This window comes from Dietzia sp. NPDC055340 (assembly GCF_053645335.1).
The window spans coordinates 52902-75427 of sequence record NZ_JBSHML010000012.1; the positions used below are offsets into that span (position 1 = coordinate 52902).

16 protein-coding genes and 1 tRNA gene are annotated in these 22526 nt (G+C 71.3%); 7 read left to right on the top strand and 10 right to left on the bottom strand.

All coding sequences use genetic code 11. The annotated features are described in order from the left end of the window. Positions 1-13 precede the first annotated feature (13 nt). The gene (locus ACWIFB_RS10625) at positions 14-9472 is read right to left on the bottom strand and encodes a fatty acid synthase subunit beta domain-containing protein (protein ID WP_454058219.1); all 9459 of its coding nucleotides are present in this window, start codon (positions 9470-9472) and stop codon (positions 14-16) included. 316 nt (positions 9473-9788) lie between these two features. Then, positions 9789-10322 (bottom strand): hypothetical protein, encoded by a 534-nt coding sequence (locus ACWIFB_RS10630; RefSeq protein ID WP_452099302.1) that lies wholly within the window; start codon positions 10320-10322, stop codon positions 9789-9791. Between the two features lie 160 nt (positions 10323-10482). Between ACWIFB_RS10630 and ACWIFB_RS10635 the strand changes: the two genes are divergently transcribed. The 3 genes from ACWIFB_RS10635 to ACWIFB_RS10645 all read left to right on the top strand — a co-directional run bounded on the left by ACWIFB_RS10635 (position 10483) and on the right by ACWIFB_RS10645 (position 13549). Next, positions 10483-12150: a sodium-dependent transporter gene (locus ACWIFB_RS10635; RefSeq protein WP_454058220.1), complete on the top strand. Its 1668-nt coding sequence runs from the start codon at positions 10483-10485 to the stop codon at positions 12148-12150. A gap of 3 nt (positions 12151-12153) precedes the next feature. Next, positions 12154-12291, top strand: a complete 138-nt coding sequence (locus ACWIFB_RS10640; RefSeq protein WP_452099300.1) for a methionine/alanine import family NSS transporter small subunit — start codon at positions 12154-12156, stop codon at positions 12289-12291. A 226-nt stretch (positions 12292-12517) separates the two neighbouring features. After that, the gene (locus ACWIFB_RS10645; RefSeq protein WP_454058221.1) at positions 12518-13549 is read left to right on the top strand and encodes an esterase/lipase family protein; all 1032 of its coding nucleotides are present in this window, start codon (positions 12518-12520) and stop codon (positions 13547-13549) included. 16 nt (positions 13550-13565) lie between these two features. On the opposite strand, the gene ACWIFB_RS10650 is transcribed toward ACWIFB_RS10645, so the two are convergent. After that, a tRNA-Leu gene (locus ACWIFB_RS10650) sits at positions 13566-13650 on the bottom strand. A gap of 59 nt (positions 13651-13709) precedes the next feature. Between ACWIFB_RS10650 and ACWIFB_RS10655 the strand changes: the two genes are divergently transcribed. The 3 genes from ACWIFB_RS10655 to ACWIFB_RS10665 all read left to right on the top strand — a co-directional run bounded on the left by ACWIFB_RS10655 (position 13710) and on the right by ACWIFB_RS10665 (position 15931). Continuing rightward, positions 13710-14294, top strand: coding sequence for a hypothetical protein (locus ACWIFB_RS10655; protein WP_452099298.1), 585 nt, complete (start codon positions 13710-13712; stop codon positions 14292-14294). Beyond that, entirely contained in the window at positions 14291-14665 is a 375-nt protein-coding gene (locus ACWIFB_RS10660) for a DUF3817 domain-containing protein (protein ID WP_230930331.1), read from the top strand. The genes ACWIFB_RS10655 and ACWIFB_RS10660 overlap by 4 nt, the downstream gene beginning before the upstream one ends. A gap of 414 nt (positions 14666-15079) precedes the next feature. Then, the gene (locus ACWIFB_RS10665; protein WP_454058222.1) at positions 15080-15931 is read left to right on the top strand and encodes an endonuclease domain-containing protein; all 852 of its coding nucleotides are present in this window, start codon (positions 15080-15082) and stop codon (positions 15929-15931) included. A 276-nt stretch (positions 15932-16207) separates the two neighbouring features. Here ACWIFB_RS10665 and ACWIFB_RS10670 read toward each other — a convergent pair whose 3' ends face one another. The 7 genes from ACWIFB_RS10670 to clpS form a co-directional block, all read right to left on the bottom strand. Beyond that, positions 16208-16858, bottom strand: coding sequence for a non-canonical purine NTP pyrophosphatase (locus ACWIFB_RS10670; protein ID WP_454058223.1), 651 nt, complete (start codon positions 16856-16858; stop codon positions 16208-16210). A 3-nt stretch (positions 16859-16861) separates the two neighbouring features. After that, on the bottom strand, positions 16862-17647 hold the full coding sequence (gene rph / locus ACWIFB_RS10675; protein WP_452099295.1) for a ribonuclease PH: 786 nt from the start codon (positions 17645-17647) through the stop codon (positions 16862-16864). Between the two features lie 60 nt (positions 17648-17707). Continuing rightward, complete coding sequence (locus ACWIFB_RS10680) at positions 17708-18484, bottom strand: MBL fold metallo-hydrolase (RefSeq protein ID WP_454058224.1); 777 nt, start codon at positions 18482-18484, stop codon at positions 17708-17710. Positions 18485-18558: 74 nt separating this feature from the next. After that, positions 18559-19401 carry a glutamate racemase gene (murI, locus tag ACWIFB_RS10685; RefSeq protein ID WP_454058225.1) on the bottom strand — a complete coding sequence of 281 codons (843 nt, stop codon included), beginning with the start codon at positions 19399-19401 and terminating at the stop codon, positions 18559-18561. Between the two features lie 23 nt (positions 19402-19424). Then, a complete protein-coding gene (locus tag ACWIFB_RS10690; RefSeq protein WP_454058226.1) occupies positions 19425-20090 on the bottom strand; it encodes a rhomboid family intramembrane serine protease in 666 nt (221 codons plus the stop codon). A 10-nt stretch (positions 20091-20100) separates the two neighbouring features. Next, entirely contained in the window at positions 20101-20730 is a 630-nt protein-coding gene (locus ACWIFB_RS10695; RefSeq protein ID WP_452099291.1) for a DUF2017 domain-containing protein, read from the bottom strand. Positions 20731-20734: 4 nt separating this feature from the next. After that, positions 20735-21079 carry an ATP-dependent Clp protease adapter ClpS gene (gene clpS / locus ACWIFB_RS10700; protein WP_454058227.1) on the bottom strand — a complete coding sequence of 115 codons (345 nt, stop codon included), beginning with the start codon at positions 21077-21079 and terminating at the stop codon, positions 20735-20737. Between the two features lie 53 nt (positions 21080-21132). Here clpS and ACWIFB_RS10705 point away from each other — a divergent pair, with 53 nt between their 5' ends. Continuing rightward, complete coding sequence (locus tag ACWIFB_RS10705) at positions 21133-22488, top strand: nicotinate phosphoribosyltransferase (RefSeq protein ID WP_452099288.1); 1356 nt, start codon at positions 21133-21135, stop codon at positions 22486-22488. The last annotated feature ends 38 nt before the right edge of the window (positions 22489-22526 follow it).

A 22526-nucleotide genomic window follows, 5' to 3' on the forward strand; every position in this document is an offset into this window, starting at 1 on the left:
CCACACGGCCCGCTCACGCGTCAGCTGCGGTGTCGCCCGCTGACGCGGACAGCACACCGTCGTCGTCGATCCGGGCGGCCGGGTCGAGGAGCACCGCTGCCTCGCGTTCCTTCACCTCGTCGGCCGAGCCCTCGCCGAGCCGACGCGCCTCCGGGCGGGCGTAGAGCGGCTCACCGCCGTAGAGGGCGTCCACGAGGCGGCGGGCGCCGGAGCGCTCGCGCTCGATACCGGCCACGCGGATCCGCTCGGCCTCCTCGGTGCCGTAAGCGGCGGCCACGGCCCGGTGGAAGGCCTCCGGGTGCGTCACCGCGATGAGGCCGGAGACGTGCCCGAAGCCCAGCGACGTGAGCAGACCGGCCTTCAGTGCCATGTCGCCGCCCAGCTGCAGGGTCTCGCGCAGCCACACCAGGTGCGGGTGCTTGTCCAGCACGTCGTCGACGCAGTCCAGCGCGCGGTTGGGCGGGATGGTGCCCGACCGCAGCATCTGGGTGAGCCCGATGAGCTGGAACGCGGCGGCTCCGCCCTTGGCGTGCCCGGTGAGGGTCTTCTGCGAGACCACGAACAGCGGGTTCCCGGCCGACCGGCCGATCGACGCCGCGAGCCGCTCGTGCAGGTCCGACTCATTGGGGTCATTCGCCTTGGTCGAGGTGTCGTGCTTGCTCACCACGGCCAGGTCGTCGGCGGTCAGACCCAGCTGTGCCAGGCCGCGGGCCAGCGGCGAGCGCTTACCGCCACGGCCGGCGCCCAGGGCGCCGAGGCCGGGCGCCGGGATGGAGGTGTGCGCGCCGTCGGCGTACGAGCCGGCCCACGCGACCACGCCCAGCACCGGCAGGCCCATGCGGGCCGCGACGTCGCCGCGGGCCAGCAGGATGGTGCCGCCGCCGGCCGACTCGACGAACCCGCCGCGCCGCCGGTCGTTGGCCCGGCTGTAGTGGCGCTCGTCGATCCCCTTGGCCGCCATGGCCGCGGAATCGGCGGTGGCGGACATGTCGGCGAAGCCCTGGATGCCCTCGATGGACAGGTCGTCGAATCCGCCGGCCACCACGAAGTCGGACTTGCCCGCGCGGATCTTGTCGAAGCCCTCCTCGACGGACACCGCGGTGGTGGCACAGGCCGCGACCGGGTGGACCATCGGGCCGTAGCCGCCGACGTAGGACTGCATGACGTGCGCGGCCACCACATTGGGCAGCGCCTCCTGCAGCGTGTCGTTGGCGCGGCTGCGGCCGAGGATGCCGTCGATGTACAGCGAGCGCATGCTGGTCATGCCGCCCATGCCGGTGCCCTGCGTGTTGGCGACGTCGGCCGGGTGGACGTGCGCCAGCAGCTCGGCCGGGGTGAAGCCCGACGAGATGAAGGCGTCCACGGTGGCCACCAGGTTCCAGGCCGCCACCCGGTCGATGCCGGAGACCATGTCGGCCGGGATGCCCCAGGTCGTGGGGTCGAAGCCGGTCGGGATCTGGCCGCCGACAACGCGGGTCAGCATGGTCCGGCGTGGCACGCGGATCTCGGTCCCGGCCTTGCGGGTGACCGTCCATTCGCCGCCCTCACCACGGGTGACGACCGTGTTCTCCGGGTCGTCCTCCTGGTAGGCACGGGCCTGGGCCTCGTCGTCCACCACGAAGGACAGGTCCTCCGGGAGGAACACCGAGGTCAGCTGCGGGGCCGCATTGTCGAACATCTCGGCGCGGGCGTCGTCGGCGTAGCGGCGCACGCCGACACGGCCCAGTACCTCGTCTCCGAAGCGCTCGGCGATCTCGGCCTCGGCGATCGGGTCACCGGACTCGGTGACGGTCCAGCCGGCGCGCGGCGAGTCCTCCCAGGTGATGAGCCCGGTCGACCAGGCCAGCTCGACGATGCCCGCGGCGGTGAGCTCGCCGGTGGTCTCCACCTCGAAGCGGGTGCGGGCGCTGCCGTAGGGGCCGACCTCGCCGGCGCCCACGATCACGACCATGTCCTCGAGTTGCTGGGTGACCTCGCCCCACTCGGGGCGCTCGTCGGCGGCCACCGTGGGCAGCGACGGCAGCGCGGCGATCGTGCCCGTGGCCTCGTCGGCCACGGCCTCGGTCGACGTCCCCGGCCGGTCCGCGGCGAGCGCGGACATGTCGAGGTCTGCGGTGCCGAGTCCGCCGGTGAGGTCGACGGTGACTGGGGCGTTGTCGGCGGCCTCGCGGAACTCGGGGGTGCACCAGCGCAGCAGCTCACCGGCGATCCCGGTGGTGGACCAGGTGGACACGCCGGCGGCCTCGACGGCCTCGACGAGCGGGTCGTTGTGGCCCATGAGGCCGGTGCCGCGGACCCAGCCGATGATCGCGTGGACGAAGGTCACGCGCTCGGACCAGGACTTCTCGGAGGACCACTTGGCGATCATGGCATCCAGCGCTGCCTTGGCCTCGCCGTAGGCACCGTCACCGCCGAAGATGCCGCGGTTGGGCGATCCTGGCAGGACCACGTGCAGGCGGGAGTCGACGTCCGTGTCGGCGCCGATCGCGCCGAGGCCGGCGACGAGCTTCTCCACGCCCCACAGCAGGACACGCATCTCGGTCTCGGCGCGCGGGCCCGCATCGGCCATCGAGCCCTGGACGCGAGGTGCCGCGAACGGGAACAGCATGGTCGGGGTGAGCGGCGCCTTGAGCACGGTGGTCTGGCCACCGGCCGACTCGGAGTGCTCGGAGCCGACCCACTCGACCAGCGCATCCACGTCCGAGTAGGACGTGAGGTTGGCGGGCAGGACCCACAGTGCTGCCGCGCCGCGGGCGTGGGTGCGGTAGAGGTCCTTGAAGAAGGCCAGCTTGGTCTGGTCCAGGTTGGAGGTGGTGGCCACCACGGTGGCCCCGCCCGCGAGGAGGCGTCCGGTGACCGCCGCGGCGATGGAACCCTTGCCGGCGCCGGTGACGACGGCGACGTCGCCGGCGTACTCCCCGACGAATTCCTCGACCGCGGTCTCGGAGATCTCCCGGTAGGCGGACGCGAGGGCGTCGCGTCGGGCGTCGACCGCCCGGGCCGCCCACCAGCGGGCCTGCTCGGCGACGATCTCGCCGGCGCCGAGGAAGGCCTCCGCGGCATCGGCCGGTACGTCGGTGCGGGTCCAGAGGCGGGCCAGGTCCTCGCGGGCCGAGGCCCAGCGGTCGTCGAGCAGCAGCGCGCGGCCCGAGTCGAAGACCGGGGCGACCACGCGGCGCCAGTCGGTGCCGAGTTCGGCGGCGACCAGGTCGGCCAGTTCGGAGTCCGGGTCGGCCTCGGCGAGCAGGTCGACGGCCTCGGGCTCGAGGTGCCCGAGCCTGGTGAGCAGGCCGCGGGCGGCCTGCGCCAAGACGCCGTCGGCGCCGGTGATCTCGTCGGCGAACTCGGTCAGCGCCGCGGAGTCCACGACGCCACCGCCACCGGAGGCGGACGCCGGCATGGCCACGGCGATGCCGTTCGCGGCACCGACGGCCTGGACAGCCGCGTCGATGAGGGCGTCCAGCCCTGCCACGTCCTTGACGCCGGAGGCGTCGAGGCTGGCGAGGTCGCCGCCACGGATCGAGGCACCGTCACGGGTGCCCAGGGCGATCTGGGCGGTGACGTGCTGCGCCCAGCCGGCGCCGAGCTCCCACGGGCCGGTCACTCGCTCGGCGATGTACGCCGGGCGCTTGCCGGTGCGACCGAGCACGGCACGGAGTCCCTCGCCGACCGCGTCCGACAGGACGGGGCCGAAGGGGGCGTAGCCGCGGGCCAGGCGCGAGACCTGGTCGGACAGCGTCGGGAAATCGGCCTCGGCGGCGCCGTCGATGGCGCCCAGACTCAGCTCGGTGCCCAGATCCAGCAGCAGCTGGTTGCGGCGCGAGGAGACGCCGTCGCACAGGGTCTCGATGGAGTCGCCGGGGGCGATCTGCTCGGGACGGACCTTCGTACGCAGCGCCACCAGCATGCGGGTGGCCGCGGGGGCGCCGAATTCGAGGTCGTCCGGGCGGGGCGCACCGGGGGCGGCTGCGGCCGGGGCCGCGCTGCTGTCACCGGGTGCGGCGGATCGGTCCGCACCGGCCGTGCCGGGGGTGTTGACGGCCGGTGCGGGGTCTGTGGGGGCCGCCTGGTCGGCGGCCGGGATGGACGACTCAGTGGCGGCGGACGCGTCTGCGGCGCTCACCGTGTCGAAGTCGTCGTCGCTGTCCTCCACGCTGGGCGGCAGGGTGCCGTACAGCGTCGCCGAGTCGCGCTCGACGTTGAGCACCCGGGCGCGGGGGCCGCGGTGGGTGGGGAGATCGAGGGTCTTGGAGGCCAGGTTCGCCACGGTCGGGGCATTGGACACGCCCACCTCGACGAACTGCTCGATGCCGAGCCCGCCACGCTCCACGGGGGTGAAGAGCAGCTCCTGGGTCTCGATCCAGCGGACCGGGCTTGCGAACTGCCAGGCCAGCAACTCGACCAGCAGCAGGCGGCCGAGGCGGGTCGGGGTGGCCGACCAGGCATCCCAGTTCGCGAGCACCTCGGACAGGGATTCCGCCGGCACGAGGTCGGCGATCTCCTGGACGAAGGAGCGGTCGAGGCTGAACAGGCGCGGGACCAGGTTCGGGATGTAGCGGCCCACGAGCACCGAGATGTCGATGTCGTGCGGGATCAGCGCGTCGAGGGTGGCCCGGAAGTCCGGGACGCCGCCGCGCAGGACGGTGGAGTGGAACGGCACGTCGATGCCGGGGACCAGGATGAAGGCGTTCTTGCCGCCTGAGGTCTCCAGCTCGCGGTTGACGGCGTTCTCCAGCGCCTCGCAGCCCGCGACGGTGCCGGCCAAGGCGTACTGCGATCCCGCGAGGTTGTAGTTGACGATCTCGATGAACTCACCGGCCTGCGCGGCGACGTCAGCGACCCACTGCTGGATCTCGTCGTCGGAGATCCCCATCTGGGACGGACGGATCGCGGCCATGCGGTAGTCCGAACGGCCCTGCTCGTCGCGCGGGACCAGCTGATGCATGGTCGAGCCACGCTGGAACACGATCTCCAGCAGCGGCTCGAGCTCGAGCACGCCGGAGATGGCGGCCAGGGCGTCGTACTCGCCGATCGAGTGGCCGGCGAAGTAGGCATCGTCGATGAACAGCCCGTCGGCCTCGAGCTCGGCACGCTGTGCCACCGCGAGGCACGCCATGGCGACCTGGGTGAACTGCGTCAGGTAGAGGACGCCGTCCGGATGACGGTGCACCTCGCCGCGGACGGTGACCTCGGTCGGGTTCTCGCGCACGATCGCCAGGATCGAGAAGCCGAGCGCGGCACGGGTGTGCTTGTCGGCGCGGTCCCAGATCTCGCGGGCACGCGGGCAGCGGTTGCGGCCCTCCATGCCCATGCCCTTGGCCTGGATGCCCTGGCCGGGGAAGGCGTACACGGTGCGCGGCGCCTCGGTCAGCGCGGTCGCGGCCATGACGGTCGCGCCGTCGACGGTGCAGGTGACCTCGAGGACCTGGCCGCCGGCATGGCGCCCGGTCTGCACGGCGCGCACGCGGATGCGGTCACCCGGGCGGACCGGGGCGAGCATGCGGGCGGTCCAGCCGGCGATGCGCAGGGCGGGATCACGGCCGTCGGAGGACTGCACCGCGTGCTGCGCGGCGGCGGACAGCCACATGCCGTGGACGATCACGCCGCCCAGCCCGGCCAGCTCGGCCGCGGTGTCGGAGACGTGGATCGGGTTGTGGTCGCCCGAGACCAGCGCGAACGCGGTCATGTCGTGCGGGGCGGTGAGGGAGGTCGACACGCGCAGCTGGCGGCTGGTCTCCGCCGGCTCCACGACTCCCCCGGACGTGCTGACCAGAGCACCACCGGCCGGGCGGGGGTCGCCCACCTCGGCGCGGCCGGTGCGGCCGCGGATGGCGAACCGCTCGGACAGGGTGCACAGCGGGACGCGGGTCCCGTCGGGGGACTCGGTGGCGACCTCGACGGTCACCTCGACGACGCGGCCCAGGTCGGTGTCACGAACCCCGCCGGAGCGGGCGACGACGACGAGCTCGGCCCCGGTCTGCGGAAGCGGGGCGTGCATGCGGACACCGTGGTCGAGGTGCACGAGGTCGAGCAGTCCCTCGACGACGGTGCCCTGACCGCTCGGGCGACGGGTCTCGCCGAGCACGGCGAACACGGTGGGCCAGGCGGCGCCGACGAGTGCGTCTGGGACGCCGGCGGACGCCACCAGCGTCGTGGGCAGGCTGCCGGCGGTGACTCCGGTGTGGTCGGAGGCCAGGGTCGGCTCGAAGAGGAAGCGGGCCGTGGCGACGCCGTCCTTCACCTCGGGCAGCTCGGCGATCTCGACGCCACCCGCTCCCCCGCGGCCGACGCCGGCGGCGGTGGCGAGCAGGGTGCGCATGGCGGCCTCGGCGGCCTCGTCGGTGACGACCGGAGCGGCGCCGGTGGCGACGGAGGCGTCGACGGTGATCTCGATGGTCATCTCGGCTGCGCCGATGGGCAGCGTGAGGTCCACGGTGCGGCCGTCGGCGGCCGGGGTGAGCGCGGCACCGGAGACGGGGTGGCGGCCGACGCCCTCGGCGTCGATCTCCCATGCGTGCAGCACGCCCAGGCGGTGGACGGGGTTGACGACGAGGCGTCCGGCCCAGGTCACGTCCGGGCTGTTGAGCACGTCGGCGACGGGTCCGCTGGCGGCGGTGACCGTGCCGCGGCGACGGCTGGAGACGGCCTCGGCGGTCGGCAGGTAACCGCGGACGCGCTCAGCGGTGACGGCCTCGAAGCGGTCGAGCAGGTCGCCCACCGGCTCGTCGACGCGGGTGATGCCCGCGACCGAGGTGGTGCCGGGGATGACGCACACGGCGTCGGCGTCGTAGCGGGCGTCGTGGGCCTGCCACAGCGAGTCCGAGCGCCACCAGCGGCGCACGTCGGCGTCGATCACGGGGACGAACGGGACGGGCTTGCCGGGCATGCGACAGATGTCGAGGAACTCGGCGGCGTCGGCCGGGTGCAGCACCGCGTCACCGAGTTCGGTGTAGCGGGCCGCGAGTGCGTCGATCACGTCGGCGGGACGCTCCATGGACTCCACGCGCGGGAAGGCGGAGACGATCGCGCCGCTGTCGACCTCGTCGAGCCGGGCCTCGGTGCGCTGCACCATGCGGTGGAAGCGGTCGCGGATGGTGGGGTCGAGCCACACCGAGCGGGTGCCGTCGGCCACGTCTCCGGCGAAATCGCCGCCCAGGTCGAACCCGTTGCCGTCGCGCGAGACACAGCCATCGGCGGAGGCACCGGGGGCGAGCGAGAGCTCGACGAAGCGGCGCAGCCACTGCTCGTAGGTCATGGAGTCGAGGTCGCCGAAGTACGGCTTGGCGGTGCCATCGACCGCGGCGATGATCTCGGCGCGACGCGCCGCCACGGCCTCGGCGTCGCCGGCGACCTCATCGAGCAGGCGGCCGGTGCGGGCCGCGGTGTTGTCGATCTCGTGGATGTCCGCGCCGAGCTGGCTGCGGCCGGAGGCCATGCCGCCCTCGGCCTGACCGGCTCCGACCCAGGCGTCCACGCCGACGGTGTCCACCAGGAGCTGCTTGACCTGGGGGCTGGTGGTGGCCTCGAGGGTCGCCATGGCGGCGGTCCCGACGAGGATGCCGTCGACCGGCATGGCCGGGTAGCCGTGGGCGTTGGCCCACGAGCCGGTGAGGTAGTCGGCGGCCCGCTCGGGGGTGCCGATGCCGCCGCCCACGCACAGGACGACGTTGGGGCGCTCACGCAGCATCGCGTAGGAGTCCAGCAGGAGGTCGTCGAGGTCCTCCCACGAGTGGTGGCCGCCGGCGCGGCCGCCCTCGACCTGCACGATCACCGGCATGTGCGGCACCTCGGCGGCGATCCGCACGACCTGGCGGATCTGGGCGACCGTGCCCGGCTTGAAGCTGACGTGACGCAGTCCGGCCTCGGTCAACTCCTCGATGAGGGCGACCGATTCGTCGAGCTCGGGGATGCCGGCGGTGACGATCACGCCGTCGAAGGGGATGCCCGCCGCGCGGGCCTTCTGGACGAGGCGCTTTCCGCCGACCTGCATCTTCCACAGGTACGGGTCGAGGAACAGCGAGTTGAACTGGGCGCTGCGGCCGGGCTCGAGCAGCTCCGCCATGCGCTGAGTGTTCTCGGCGAAGATCGACTCGGAGACCTGTCCGCCGCCGGCGAGCTCGGCCCAGTGGCCGGCGTTGGCGGCGGCCGCGACGATCTCCGGGTCGACGGTGGTCGGGGTCATGCCGGCCAGCAGGATCGGCGAGCAGCCGGTGAGGCGGGTGAACGAGGTCTCGACGTGGATGCTGCCGTCGGGAAGCGTGATCAGCTGCGGCTGGAACGCGGTCCACGGGCGCTCGATCTCCGGGGTGGCGCCCGGGGTGAACAGGTTTCGCAGACCGCCTCGGGTGGCGGCGGCGACCACGCCGACGCCCTGGCCGCGGACGATCGAGCGGTTGAGGCGGGTCAGCGCCTCGCCGGGGCCCATGTCGAGGACCCATTCGGCGCCGGCGTGCAGTGTCTCGGCCAGATCCTCGACCCAGTCGACGGGCTCGGTGAAGATCTGACGTGCCAGCTCGGTGGCGCGGTCCACGTCGAGTCCGCAGCGGGCGGCCCAGCGGGAGACGACGTCGACGGCCGGGGCCATCGCGGGGTGGTGGAATCCCACCTCGACGTCGAGCGGATCGAAGACCGGGGCGAACACCTCGCCGCCGGTGAGCTTGGCCTCGCGACGACGACGGGACCCGGCCTCGAGGTCGGCGCAGTGACGGCGCAGGTCCTCGAGGTCGTCCGGGCGGCCGACCACGACGTGGCGGCGCTGGGCGTTACGGATGGAGACGCGGGGACGGATCGAGGCGTCGACCTCGGAGAACAGCTCGTCGACGAGAGTGCGCAGCTTGTCGCCGTCGATGCCGGACACGCCCGTCATCGGGCTGGCCTCGCCCTTGCGGAACAGGCCGACGCGGCGACCCACCAGGGTCGCGGCGGCACCGATGAGTTCGGCGACGGCCAACAGCCGGTCGTCGACGGACCCGAAGGTCTCCACCGACTCGACCGCGAGGATGCCCTGCGAGTGACCCACCGCGGCCGCGGGCGGGGTGTCGTTGGTGTCGAAGCCCTCGGCGGCGAGCGCGCGCAGGGCACCGATCTGGGTGAGCAGGACCGCCGGCAGCGAGACCGCTGCGGAGGAGAGAGAGGCGTCGTCGGGCAGGCTGCCGTGGTCCTCGTCCTCGCCGGTGGTGGTGTTGGCCCACTCGATGGGCCGGAAGCCGTGGGTGCGCACGACGGCGATCTCGTCGTGGACGGGTTCGGTCAGCGCGACGGAGGCGTCGACGAGCTCCTGCAGGTCCGGGCCGATGCCGGTGCCGTCGATGAGGTCGCTGAGTGCGTCACGCCACGCGATCCCCTGCCCGCCGAAGGCGAGAGCATAGGCCGTGCCGTCACGCAGCTCGTCCGCAAGAGCGCGGGAGGCACGGCGGGCCGCGAGTCCGGTCTCGATCGGTCGGGGGGTGAGGTCGCGGTCATCGATCGTCACGTGGGGAACTCCTTGGCACTCTCGTCAGTGGCAGCGCCGTGTCACGGTGTCCCGGAACGGCGCAGCGCACAGATTGCCACAGAAAGTTGAGGCGCCCCTCAGATTGACAGCCTCCACCCGACCATTTGACGGGTCCGAACCCCCCTCGGAGCGGTGACGCTCACCACAGTGGGACGTGACGCTTGCCTCATATCCACAGGTGAGGGCTCCCTCAGGTTTCCGCTCAACGCCGTTACCGAATCGTTACGTGTCGCTCAGGCGTGCACCCCACCCTCACGGCGTGTTGCCAAGGGCGACGCGTCACGTTGAATCGACGTCAGGCGCCGCAGCGCAGTGCTTCCATCGTCGCCGCGTCGAGCCCCTCCGCGGGGCAGAGATCGGCCGAATGACGCTCGGGGCCGGACGACCATTCGACGTGCGCGGTTCGGACGCCCTCTCCGAACGAGATCGTGACGAGCCCGCCGATCCCCGGACGGACACCGGGCGCGAGCGCGCCCTCCCCGACGGTCTCGATCCCGACGATCTCCGCGACGGTCGCCTCTCCCGGCGCCGGGATGAGACGCAGGGAGATCCGGTCACCGTCGAACGCGCCGACCCACCTCGCGAACATGCCCGAGCCGTCAGGCAGAAGCTCGAGAGTCGAGCCGTGCGCGAACCACGAACCGGTCTCCCGGACCACTTCCGCCGGCGGCGGGACAACGTCGATCCCCGACTGCGCGGAGACCTCGATCGGCACTCCGGGAAGAGCCGGGCCCGGTGCGGCGACAGCCGCAGCGCCGGCCGTGGTCACGACGAACGCCGCGGCGAGAACCGCGCGTCTTGCCGTCTGTCCACCACGGGGAGGCCTCATGGGCCTACTCTAATCCCACCAGTCACGTGGCCTCGATACCCGACTTGCGTCGAACTCGATACCCGACTTGCGTCGAAATGGTCACCAATCAGCAACTACCGGACTAGAAGTAGGGGATCTACGGCACCGAAATGCCGCCACCCCCGCCGAGGAGGAACTCATGTCCACACCCGCCACCACAGGCGGTACGAGAAAACGGGAGGCGTTCTCCGGGCGCTCCGTATTCGTGTTCGCCGCGATCGGCTCGGCCGTCGGCCTGGGCAACATCTGGCGATTTCCCTTTGTCGCGTACGACAACGGGGGCGGCGCCTTTCTCATCCCGTATCTGGTCGCCCTGCTGTCCGCGGGCATCCCGCTACTGTTCTTCGACTACGCGATCGGACACCGCTTCCGCGGCTCCGCGCCGTTGAGTTTCCGTCGAATGAACAGGTTCGCCGAGCCAGTCGGCTGGATCCAGGTCCTCGTCGCTCTCGTGATCGCCATCTACTACGGCGTGATCCTCGCGTGGGCGGCCTGCTACGCCTGGTTCTCCGTCGACATGCGCTGGGGTGAAACCTACGAAGAGACATCCTCGTTCTTCGCCGAGGAGTTCCTGCAGGCGGGATCCGGATTCGGCCTGGACTTCGTCCCGCTGATCACGACCGTGCTGGTCGTGGTCTGGGTCGTCACACTGGGAATCCTCATCGCCGGCGTCCAGAAGGGCATCGGCCGGACCGCGTTGTTCTTCATCCCGCTTCTGGTGGTCCTGTTCGCCGCCCTGGTGATCCGCTCGCTGTTCCTCGAGGGCGCCCTGGACGGCCTCAACACCTTCTTCACGCCCAACTGGGGCGTGCTGTCCGACCCGGGGGTGTGGATCGCCGCGTACGGCCAGATCTTCTTCTCGCTCTCGGTCGGCTTCGGCATCATGATCACCTACTCCTCGTACGTCAAGCGCAAGTCCAACCTCACCAGCTCCGGCCTCGTGGTGGGCTTCTCCAACTCGGCGTTCGAGGTCCTGGCCGGCATCGGCGTGTTCGCCACCCTCGGCTTCCTGGTCTCGTCTGCCGCTGGGGCCGGCTGGGACGACGTCAGCGGCGGGCCGGGGCTGGCATTCATCGCCTTCCCCGCACTCGTCTCCCAGATGCCGGGCGGCCCGATCTGGGGCGTCGTCTTCTTCATCTGCCTCATTCTGGCCGGACTGACCTCGATGATCTCGATCGTCGAAGTGGTGATCTCGTCGTTCCAGGACAAGGTGGGCGTCTCACGCACCACCGCCGTCCTCGCCGTGGGCGTCCCCATGGCCGTCGTCTCGGTCCTGCTCATGCCCACCGAGACCGGCCTACAGAACCTCGACATCATGGACAAGTTCGCCAACAGCATCGGGATCGTCGGCATCGCGCTGATCGCCCTGATCGTGGTGATGTTCGCCCTGCGCCTGGGTCCGACGCTGCGCGACCACCTGAACTCGGTGTCCTCGTTCAAGGTCGGCCCGATCTGGATCATCTGCATGGCGGTCATCACCCCGATCGTCCTGGCCTACGCGCTCTTCGGCGAGATCCGGAGCCTCATCTCCGAGCCGTACGAGGGGTACGACGCCGCCGTTCTGGGGGTCTGGGGTTGGGGCATGATCGCCGCGATCCTCGTGCTGTCGGTCATCCTGTCGCTGCTGCCCTGGCGCGGGGCACGTCATCTCGACGGCCCGCCGGCGACCGACGACGACCCCAGCGACTTCAGCTACCAGGACGAACTCGACCCGGGTGTCGCCGCTTCGGCCGACACCTCAGCGGGCACCGCCAACGGCGGCGCCACCCGCGTCACGCCCCCGACCGACCGCCCGAAGGAGGATTGAGCCATGGACACCACGGCGATCATCATGATGGTGCTGTTCCTGCTCGTGATCTGGGGAGGTCTCGCGCTCAGTATCTGGCACTTCGTCACGCACCCGGACGTGATCGACGAGCCCCGCGCGGTGACCTCGCGCGACGCCTGACGCGACCCACGACCACAGCGGACCCGGCCCCGACACCCCGCCGCCAGGGGTGCCGGGGTCGCGTCGTCTCGCGGAGCCGTCTTCGCCCGGGTCCGCTGACCGTGGCCGGACGGCAGTCGGGGCGATTCGTCCGTCACTCCCCGGCGCGAGAATATGATCCACCTCACACCACCGTTCGCTGAACGTGCCACGAGTAGCACCTCTGGCGCAGTGAGGAGGGCCGACGATGAGCTCGACGACCGCCCCCGACGACACGACCACAGAGCGCACCCCCGAGGAGGGCACGGGTCCGGCGAACGGACGACGTCGTCGTCGGATGGAGGCGGCGATCGCCACCGTCTCGGCCGTCCTCCTGGGCGTCGCCATCGCATCTCCGGCCGCTGCCGACCCGACCGAGGGCCCGCTACCGGTGCCGTTCTCGATCCAGGCCGGCGTCCTCGCGGCGCTCGACCCGCTCACACCGCCGCCAGGCGCGAACAACTGGGACTGCACCCCCACCCCGGAGCGGCCGCGCCCCGTGATCCTGGTCAACCCCACCTTCACCACCCAGGCCCTGGCGTGGCAGGCCGGTGCTCCCCTGCTGAGCAACGCCGGGTACTGCGTGTTCACGTTCAACCACGGCAACGTCACCCCGGATCCGCGATTCCCCGCGCAGGCGGTCGGCGACATCCCGGAGGCCGCACACACACTCGCAGACATGGTCGACCGCGTGCTGGCCGCGACGGGCGCCCACGAGGTCGACCTCGTGGGCCATTCCCAGGGCGGCGGCCTCCTGCCCGACTACTACCTGACACAGCTCGGCGGGGCGGAGAAGGTCCACACCAAGGTCGGCATCTCGCCGTCGACGGGCACCACGCTCAGCACGCTCGTGTGGCTGCGCTCTCTGATCCCGGTGATCGGGCCGCACGTGTACGGCAGCATCGAGGACACCACGCCCGGTCTGACCCAGCAGGTGTACGACTCGGAGATCGCACGGCAGGTCTACCCGGAGGGGGCCGCCGGGGTGCCGGGCGTCGAGATGTACTCCGTGATCAGTGAATACGACGAGGTCGTGACCCCGTTCGTCCGGCAGTACTACGCCGGGCCGGGCGTCACCAACATCCTCCTCCAGGACGAATGCGAGGCCGACCACTCGGAGCACGTCTCGACCCTCTACAGCGAGCGCGCGCTGCGGTACGCCCTCAACGCTCTGGAACCCGGTGAGACGGCGCCGGTCGAGTGCTTCCCGGTCGCGCCGTTCGCGCCCTGGGTGACCTAGACCCGGGGGCGCAGTGTGGTGCGCCCGGGGAGACTTGAACTCCCACATCCGTAGATACTGGAACCTAAATCCAGCGCGTCTGCCAATTCCGCCACGGGCGCGTGATACCCGGGGGTACCGCGAGGTGAGTTTAGCCTGCGGTCGGCGGTACCGTGGAGTCGTGTCCGTCAACCCGACTCCCCGCGCGGCCGGAGGCGATTCCGCTTCCGGAGATTCGGCCCCGCCGAAAATCCGGCACCGCCCGTCGTGGATCGCGTTCGTCGTCCTGGGTGCGATCTTCTGCCTGGGGATGGGGTTCTGGCAGCTGGCCCGTTACCAGGAGGCCACCGGGACCGTCCAGAACCTCGGCTACACGTTTATGTGGCCGTTTCTGGCCGGGTTCCTGGTCTACGCCTATTACAAGTACGTGCGCCTCGAGGCCGACGAGCAGGACCGGGCCGCTGGCGGGTACGACGTCGCGGGCGCCGGCGCCGTCGGTTCGTTCCCTCTCGACGAGGACGACGACGACAACCCCGCCGCAGGCTCCCACCCACCCGCAGCCGGTTCTCGTGCCGGATCGGGCGGGCGCGGTGGCCGTCGGGGCCCGGTCATGACGGAGATCCCGTCCGACCTGCTGCCCACGCGCCGACCCGTGGTGGACAGCGGGCCCCGAGACGAGGGCCTGGCCGCGTACAACTCGTATCTCGCCGAGCTGGCCCGTCAGGACGGCGTCGTCGATCGTTCACAGGAGAAGCCCGCTTCATGACCGCCACCACTGCCGCGACCACCGACGATCGCAAGCCGGACCCGAACGGCAAGATCTCCGGCGCGCTCAAGCGCTACCGCATCCTGGCCTGGATCACCGGTGTGTGGCTGCTCGTGCTCACGGCCGAGATGATCTACAAGTACCTGATCCTGGCGAGCTCGAGCGACGCCCCGGACTGGTTCACCTACATCGGCCAGGCGCACGGCGTGTTCTACATCCTGTACCTGTTCATGACCCTCGACCTGGCGATCAAGGCCCGGTGGAAGGCCTCGCGGACCCTGGCCACGGCGCTGGCGGGCACGATCCCGTTCTTGTCGTTCTGGTTCGAGCACAAGCGCACCAAGGACGTCCGCGAGGAGTTCGCCGTCTGAAGCTCTCGCCCCGAGCGCTCACGCCGAGTAGCGCCACCCGCGCGCGCCTCCCCCGGCTCTGCTGTGATCTTCCCGCCGAGTGGTCGCAAATCCCGTCGAGTAGTCGCCTCGCCGGCTCTGCAGCCGCCTCCCCGACCAGTGGTCGTCTCCTCGGTTCTGCTGCCGCCTCCCCGTCGAGTGGTCGCAAATCCCGCCGAGTGGTCGGTAATCACGGTGACGCGGGGCCGCGTCTTGGGGATTTGTGAGGCGGTGGGACCACTCGGCGGAACCGTGTCGTCGACGTATGCCCGGGCCGGCCGGGTAGTCGACGGCGTCGCCGCCCGCATTCCACAGGGCCTCTCGGTGTCCACAGACCGAGAAGTTTCGCCAGGACAGATCTGCTGACCTCATCGGACGATGCGCGATGGTCGACGCGTGACCACATCTCCCGGCGGGCCGCGACGCTACGGCCATCTGCTCTCCGAATTCGGCGCCCATCGCGCCACCGACCACTACCGACGTACCCATCACGGAGTATGGGAGCCACGAGAAACGCGCCAGACCCCGGTCTCCCGCCTCGCCGCGGCGACTGTCGCGGTCCCCTGCGCGGTGGCGACCGGGTGGCTGGCGGTCGCGATCCACGGCCACCCGTGGCTACCACGCGAGTACCCCGTCGAGTTGGCCGTCGGTCTCCGGCGCGTGCGACGACCGGGGATCACCGCTCGCCGCTACGACGTGCCGATCGACCGGGTCGAGACCGTTCTCGATGCAGATCGCAATCCTCTGCTGGTCGCCTCTCCCGAATGGGCGCTGTTCGATCTAGCCCGGAACCTTGACCGCGACGAGGCAGTAGTCGCGCTCGACGGTGCCTGGCGCATGGGTCCGGGAATCGATGCCCGGCTCGCGATGCCCTCGCTCCTCGACCAGTACCCGGGACTCAGGGGGCGGCGCATCGCACTCGACCGGTGCACGTTGGTCGACCCGAAGTCGCAGTCCGCCATGGAGACGCGACTGAGATTGTTCCTCGTGGATCTGGAAATCACCCACCTCATCTCGCAGTTCAAAGTTCGGGGGACTCCGTATCGTCTGGACTTCGCGGACCCGGAACGCATGATCGCGGTGGAGTACGACGGCGACCACCACTACGAGCCTCGACAACATGCCAGGGACGTCGAGCGCCGGAATCGTCTCGAAGCGCTGGGGTGGCGGTTCATCCAGGTAACCAAGCGGCAGTTCTACCTCACCCGCCAGGAACTCGCCGGGCAACTGCTCCGCGCCTTCAGCTAGGCGGACGCGCCTCGCGGGCCGCGGGGTCGTGGAGCCGTGCGTTCGCGACCTCACAGGCTCGCGGGCTCGCGGGCTCGCGGCGAGTGGTCGAGAATCCCGCCTGCGCCGGGCCTGGTCTTGGCGTTTCGTGAGGCGGTGCGACCACTCGGCGGACGGGCTGGCGGAGGCGGGACTGAGGACGAGTGAGTGAGTGCCGGGTGGAGGCTGGGTGGGGCCGGGCGAGCGCCGGGTTGAGGGACGGGCGATCGCCGGGTTGAGGCCCGAGCAACGGCCGGGTCAGGCTTGTTCGGCGAGCACTCGCAGTGCCGGTGCCAGGGCACGCAGCGCGCGGCCGCGATGCGAGGCCGCATCCTTCTCGGCCGGCGTGAGTTCGGCGGCGGCGCGGTCCGATCCCTCGGGCTGGAACAGCGGGTCGTAGCCGAACCCGCCCTCCCCGCGCGGCGCGCGCAGGACCGAACCCTGCCAGCGCCCCTCCGTCACGATCTCGGCGCCGTCCGGCCCGGATGTGAAACCCGACCCGGGGACCCCGCCCGGCCAGACCAGCGCGCAGGCGGAGACGAACGCCGCTCCCCGTCGCTCATCGGGCACGTCGGTCAGCTGGCCCAGCAGCAGGGCGTTGTTCGCGGCATCGTCGCCGTGGCTGCCTGCCCAGCGCGCCGAGAGCACGCCCGGCATACCGTTGAGCGCGTCCACGGCCAGACCGGAGTCGTCGGCCAGACACGCCAGGCCCGTGGCCCGCGCGCCCGACCGCGCCTTGATGAGGGCGTTCTCGCCGAAGGTCGCGCCGTCCTCGGGTTCCTCCGCGAACTCGGGGACCTCGTCCAGGCCCACCGGCTCGATGCCGACGATCCCCTCCGCGTCCAGCACCCGCCGCAGCTCGGCGAGCTTCTTGGCGTTCCGGCTGGCGACCAGCAGGCGCACGGTCACCGTCTACTTCCGCCGCGCCGGCACGCCGGGAGGCGTGGGCAGCTCGCCCGGGTACGGCGCGGCCAGCGCCTGACGCTGCAACTCGAACAGCTTCTCGCAACCGGCCTGGGCCGAGTCGAGCATCTCGTTCAGCGTGTCGCGACCGAACGCGGCCCCCTCGGCCGTGCCCTGCACCTCGACGAGCGCGCCCGCGTCCGTACAGACCACGTTCATGTCCACCCCGGCCCGCGAGTCCTCCTCGTACGGGAGGTCGCACAGGACGCGACCGTCGACCACGCCGACGCTGACCGCGGCGATCGCCCCGGTGAGCGGATTGCCGGTGACCGCGCCCTTGGACTGCAGCCAGGTCACCGCATCCGCCAGGGCGACGTACGCGCCGGTGATGGCCGCGGTGCGGGTACCGCCATCGGCCTGGAGCACGTCACAGTCCAGCGCGATGGTGTTCTCCCCCAGCGCCGACAGGTCGATGCAGGCACGCAACGACCGGCCCACCAGGCGGCTGATCTCGTGGGTGCGGCCGCCGACCTTGCCGCGCACCGACTCACGGCCCGAACGTTCGTGCGTGGCCGCGGGCAGCATCGCGTACTCGGCGGTGAGCCAGCCCAGTCCCGAGCCCTTGCGCCACCTCGGCACCCCCTCGGTGACGCTGGCCGTGCACATCACCCGGGTCTGCCCGAAGGTGACGAGAACCGAACCCGCCGGATGCGAGGTGAAGCCCCGCGTGATGGTCACGTCGCGCAGATCGCCGTCCGCGCGCCCGTCTGCTCTGCTGATGTTCGAAGAGGTCACGAGCGCCGATCCTAGCGGCGGACGCCCGACACCGCGTGGCGACGGCCCCTGCGCCGGTCCTCAGATCTCCAGACGAAGGTCCGGCTCGGCGAGCAGGATCTCGCCGGAGTACTCGGTCGCGGCCTCGGCACGCATGGCTTCGGGATCCGTCCACGGCGGGATGTGGGTCAGCACGAGCCGACCGACCCCGGCGCGCGCCGCGACCCGTCCCGCCTCGATTCCCGACATATGGATGCCCGGCGGGTGCCCCTCCTCGTGCGTCCAGGACGCCTCGCAGAGCAGGACGTCGGCGCCGGCCGCGAGCTCGACCACCGACTCGCCATAAGCCGTGTCACCGCTGTAGACCAGCACGCGACCGTCGGCCGAGGTCAGGCGTAGGCCGTACGACTCGGGCGGATGGTCCACCCGTCCGGCCCGCACATGCAGGACCACCTCGTCGTCGTCCTTGAACTCCAGCTCGGGCGTGACATCCCACGTCGACACCTCGAACGTGTCCGACAGGTCGTCGACCGCACCGGGTTCCTCCGCCGATGCCACGCCGATCCGATAGGCCGTCCCCGACGGCCCGACCAGCGGCACCCTGCCGGCCGTGGCCGAGTGCGGCCCGTACCGGCGCAGCACCAACAGGCTCGGCACGTCCAGGCAGTGATCGGCGTGGAGATGCGACAGAAGGATCGCGGCGTCCTCGGGGACGGCGTGGCGCTGCAGCGCGCCCAACACCCCCGGCCCCATGTCGATCACCACGGGGGCCACGCCCTCGACCTCCACGAGGTACCCGGACGCCGGCGAGGTGGGTCCGCCGATACTTCCCGAGCACCCGAGGACTGTCAGAAACATGGGCACCATCGTGCCACGCCGGGCCGCGTGTCGTGCCGACTGCGCCCCTACCCGCGACGCGTGTCCCACACGGCTCAACCCACCGCCGTCCGCCCGACCGCCACCAGCCCGGGACCGATGAAGCGCGACGCCACTCTGCGGAAGGCATCCGGATCGCCGGTGACGAGGAACTCCCGCGTCGCCGGATGCTCCTGATCGTGCGGTCGTAACAGGTCCTCGGCGGTGAGCACCCGGAGCACGTCCTTGGCCGTCTCCTCCGCGCTCGAGACCAGAGTGACGTTGTCCCCCACCGCCAGCTGAACCACGCCCGACAGCAGCGGGTAATGGGTGCAGCCCAGCACCAGGGTGTCGACGTCCGAGTCGCGGATCGGGGCGAGGTAGGCCTCGGCCAGGCCGAGAACCTGGCGGCCGCTGGTGACGCCGCGCTCCACGAACTCCACGAACTTGGGGCACGCCACCGACGTGAGTTCGATGCCGGCCGCGGCGGCGACAGCGTCGTCGTAGGCCCGGGAGGCGACCGTGGCCCGCGTGGCGATCACGCCGATCTTCCCCGACCGCGTGGTGGCCACCGCGCGGCGGGCCGCCGGCTGGATGACCTCCACCACGGGCACCGGGTAGCGCTCGCGGGCATCACGCAGCATGGCCGCCGACGCCGTGTTGCAGGCGATCACCAACGCCTTGACGCCCCGCTCGACGAGTTGGTCGGCGATCGCCAGCGCGTGCGCGCGGACCTCCGCGATCGGCAACGGCCCGTACGGCCCGTGAGCGGTGTCGCCGACGTAGACCACCGACTCGTCGGGCAGCTGGTCCATGATCGCGCGCGCCACGGTCAATCCGCCCGCCCCCGAGTCGAAGACCCCGATCGGCGCATTCCGGTCCGGCGGCGTGCCCGGCGTGCCGCGGCCGCGGGAGGTCACCGAGGCGCCCAGTCTCCGGCCCGTCACCCGCGCTGCCCGGCGGGGAGGTGCTTCGACCCGCGGTCCCGCTTGAGCCCGTACGCCGACACCAGGCCGCCGATCGCGCCGCCGAGGTGGCCCTGCCACGACACGCCTTCGAGCATCGGTGACAGACCGGCGAGGGTCTCGACGCCGTAGAAGATCCCGATGACCACCCCGATCACCAGGTGCAGGAACCTGCGGGTGAAGAAGCCGCGGAGGATCACGTACGCCACGTAGCCGAACACGATTCCGGACGCGCCGATGTGGACGGTGCCGACGCCACCGAGCAGCCAGGACACCACGCCCGAGGCGACCCAGGAGATGAGCGTGACGCTGATGAGCGGACGGACGCCGGACATCGCGATGATCGAGCCGAGGATCAGGAGGGCTACCGAGTTGCCGATCAGGTGCGCCCAGTCACCGTGCAACAGGGGCTGGAAGAGGATCCCCAGGAGGCCGTCGGTCGACAGGGGTTCCACGCCGTGGGCGTCCAGGACCTGCCGGTTGCCGGTTACCGCGATGAGGACCTGGTCGGCCGCCTCGACCACCCACATCAGGGCGACGAAACAGAACAACAGGATGAGCGCCGGCCCGCGCCGGGGGCCCTGCCTGGCGGGCGCCGGGTCGCCGACGCCGGGCGTCATCGGGGCTCGGGGGTCGTGGTACACGGTGTTCTCCTCATTCCCCGGTCAGGGCGGTGCACAGGGAGTCCTGCATGAACGTCAGCCAGTGGTAGACGTCCAGCTGCGCCGAGCGCGGATCGTCCTCCGGCACGAACTCCGGGATATCGGTCGCGGGGGTGCCATCCGCGTCGCCGGCCTCGAGCAGCACCGCGCCCAACCCCAGGCGAACGTCGTTGAGACAGCCCATCCAGGCCTGCGCCTGGTCCATGGTCAGCGAGACGGTTCCGCCGCGGGCCGGCAGCGAGCGCAGAAGCACCGCCGCCGACGCGAGCTTGGCGTCGATGATCTCCGGCTCGTGGATCATCCGCATGCCCGAGTTGTGGGCGCGCGCCACGGCCCCGGCGTCCGACCCCGACCCGGACGGTCCCTGCGGCCCGTCCGCTTTCTCGGGTCGGTGGAAGTCCGGCAGCAGTCTCGCGAGCGGCGCCTGGTCCGGCAGTGCGGAATGCCCACTGCGCATACCCGTGAGCTCGGCCAGCTCGTCCCGCGGCGCCGAGTCGCGGCGCTGCTCGAGCATGTCCACGACGTTGGAGACCAGCGCGTGCAGGATCTGCACCTCGTGGCTCTCCATCACCGACTTGATACGGGGGCCGCCCAGGGAGGACTTTCGCTGCCAGGCCTTCACGGACTCACGCCTCCCGCTGCATGGTGGCCCACAGCCCGGCCTCTTGCAGTTTCCGCACGTCGTTCTCCACCTTGTCCCGACCCCCGGAGGACACGACCGCCCGGCCGTCGTTGTGCACCTTGAGCATCAGGTCGTGCGCGTGCTCGCGGGTGTAACCGAACACCCGCTGGAAGACGAACGTCACGTAGCTCATGAGGTTGACCGGATCGTCCCAGACCACGGTGAGCCAGGGAGTGTCGATCCCGCCGTCGAGCTCCGTATCCGTGGACTCCACGGGCACCGCCGAAGGCATCGCCATGTGCGGGACGGTGCTCCGGACGGCCGCGAGCGGTGTCGTCACTGGGTGCATGCATCCCAGGATACGGATTCCCGCCCCCGCGGCCACGACGTAGAGTCGGCCGCGTGACCTCGACGACATCGCCCGCCTCCGAACCCCGGTCGGGGCGGCCCTCCACCGCGCTGCTGACGGACAAGTACGAGCTCACCATGATCAGCGCGGCACTGGCCGACGGCACAGCCGACCGGCCCTGCGTCTTCGAGGTGTTCGCCCGCCGCCTGCCCGCGGGCCGCCGGTACGGCGTCGTCGGCGGCACCGGCCGTCTGCTCGACCGGCTCGCCGACTTCCGGTTCACCGAGGAGGAGGTCGCGGTGGTCGCGGACTCCCTCGACGAGCGGACCATCCGATGGCTCCGGGACTTCCGGTTCAGCGGCGACATCGACGGCTACCGGGAAGGCGAGCTCTACTTTCCCGGCTCCCCCGTGCTCAGTGTCCGCGGCGGCTTCGCCGAGTGTGTGGTGCTCGAGACCCTGGTGTTGTCCGTGTTCAACCACGACAGCGCGATCACGGCCGCGGCCGCCCGGATGAGTTCCGCCGCACGCGGCCGCCGCATCATCGAGATGGGCTCACGCCGCACCCACGAGGAGGCGGCCGTGGCCGCGGCCCGCGCCTCCTACCTCGCCGGTTTCCACTCCACCTCCAATGTCGAGGCCACCCGGCGCCACGGTGTCCCCTCCGCCGGCACCTCGGCGCACGCGTTCACGCTGCTCCACACCGGGCCCGACGGCCCCGACGAGGCGGCCGCCTTCCGCTCGCAGGTCGCCACCCTCGGGGTGGGGACGACGCTGCTGGTCGACACCTACGACATCACTTCCGGCGTGGCCACCGCGGTCGAGGTGGCAGGCCCCGAACTCGGGGGCGTGCGGATCGACTCCGGCGACCTCGGCGTGCTCGCCAGGCAGGTGCGGGACCAGCTGGACGCCCTCGGGGCGCAGCGCACGAAGATCGTCGTCTCCGGGGACCTGGACGAGTACGCGATCGCCGCGCTCCGCGCCGAGCCCGTCGACGTCTACGGCGTCGGCACGCGCCTGGTGACCGGCTCCGGCGCCTCGACGGCGGGCATGGTCTACAAGCTGGTGGAGGTCGACGGCATCCCGGTGGCCAAACGCTCCACGCACAAGGAGACGCTGCCCGGTGCCAAGCGCGCGGTCCGGTACCACCGGGCCTCGGGTACCGCGGTCGAGGAAGTGCTCTTCCCGGCGTCCGGCAGTGCGCCCGACGAGCCCGGTCTCGAGCAGCGCGAGCTGATGATCCCCATGCTCCGCGACGGCGAGCCCGTGCCGGATCTGCCCTCACTCGAGCAGTCCCGCGACCACCACGCGGCCGTGATGGTGAGCCTGCCGTGGGAGGGACTCGCGCTCAGTGCCGGGGATCCGGCCATCCCCGTTCGTACCGTCGCGCCGCACGGCACCCCCTCGTAGAACGCTGGTCGCCCGTCCCCCGAGGGCAGGACCGACGA

Excerpts from the sequence above, each read along its gene's own strand:
- ACWIFB_RS10635 (WP_454058220.1), top strand. The coding sequence starts at position 10,483 with ATGTCCACACCCGCCACCACAGGCGGTACGAGAAAACGGGAGGCGTTC.
- ACWIFB_RS10640 (WP_452099300.1), top strand. The coding sequence starts at position 12,154 with ATGGACACCACGGCGATCATCATGATGGTGCTGTTCCTGCTCGTGATC.
- ACWIFB_RS10660 (WP_230930331.1), top strand. The coding sequence starts at position 14,291 with ATGACCGCCACCACTGCCGCGACCACCGACGATCGCAAGCCGGACCCG.
- clpS (WP_454058227.1), bottom strand. The coding sequence starts at position 21,079 with ATGCACCCAGTGACGACACCGCTCGCGGCCGTCCGGAGCACCGTCCCG.
- ACWIFB_RS10680 (WP_454058224.1), bottom strand. The coding sequence starts at position 18,484 with ATGTTTCTGACAGTCCTCGGGTGCTCGGGAAGTATCGGCGGACCCACC.
- ACWIFB_RS10645 (WP_454058221.1), top strand. The coding sequence starts at position 12,518 with ATGAGCTCGACGACCGCCCCCGACGACACGACCACAGAGCGCACCCCC.
- ACWIFB_RS10630 (WP_452099302.1), bottom strand. The coding sequence starts at position 10,322 with ATGAGGCCTCCCCGTGGTGGACAGACGGCAAGACGCGCGGTTCTCGCC.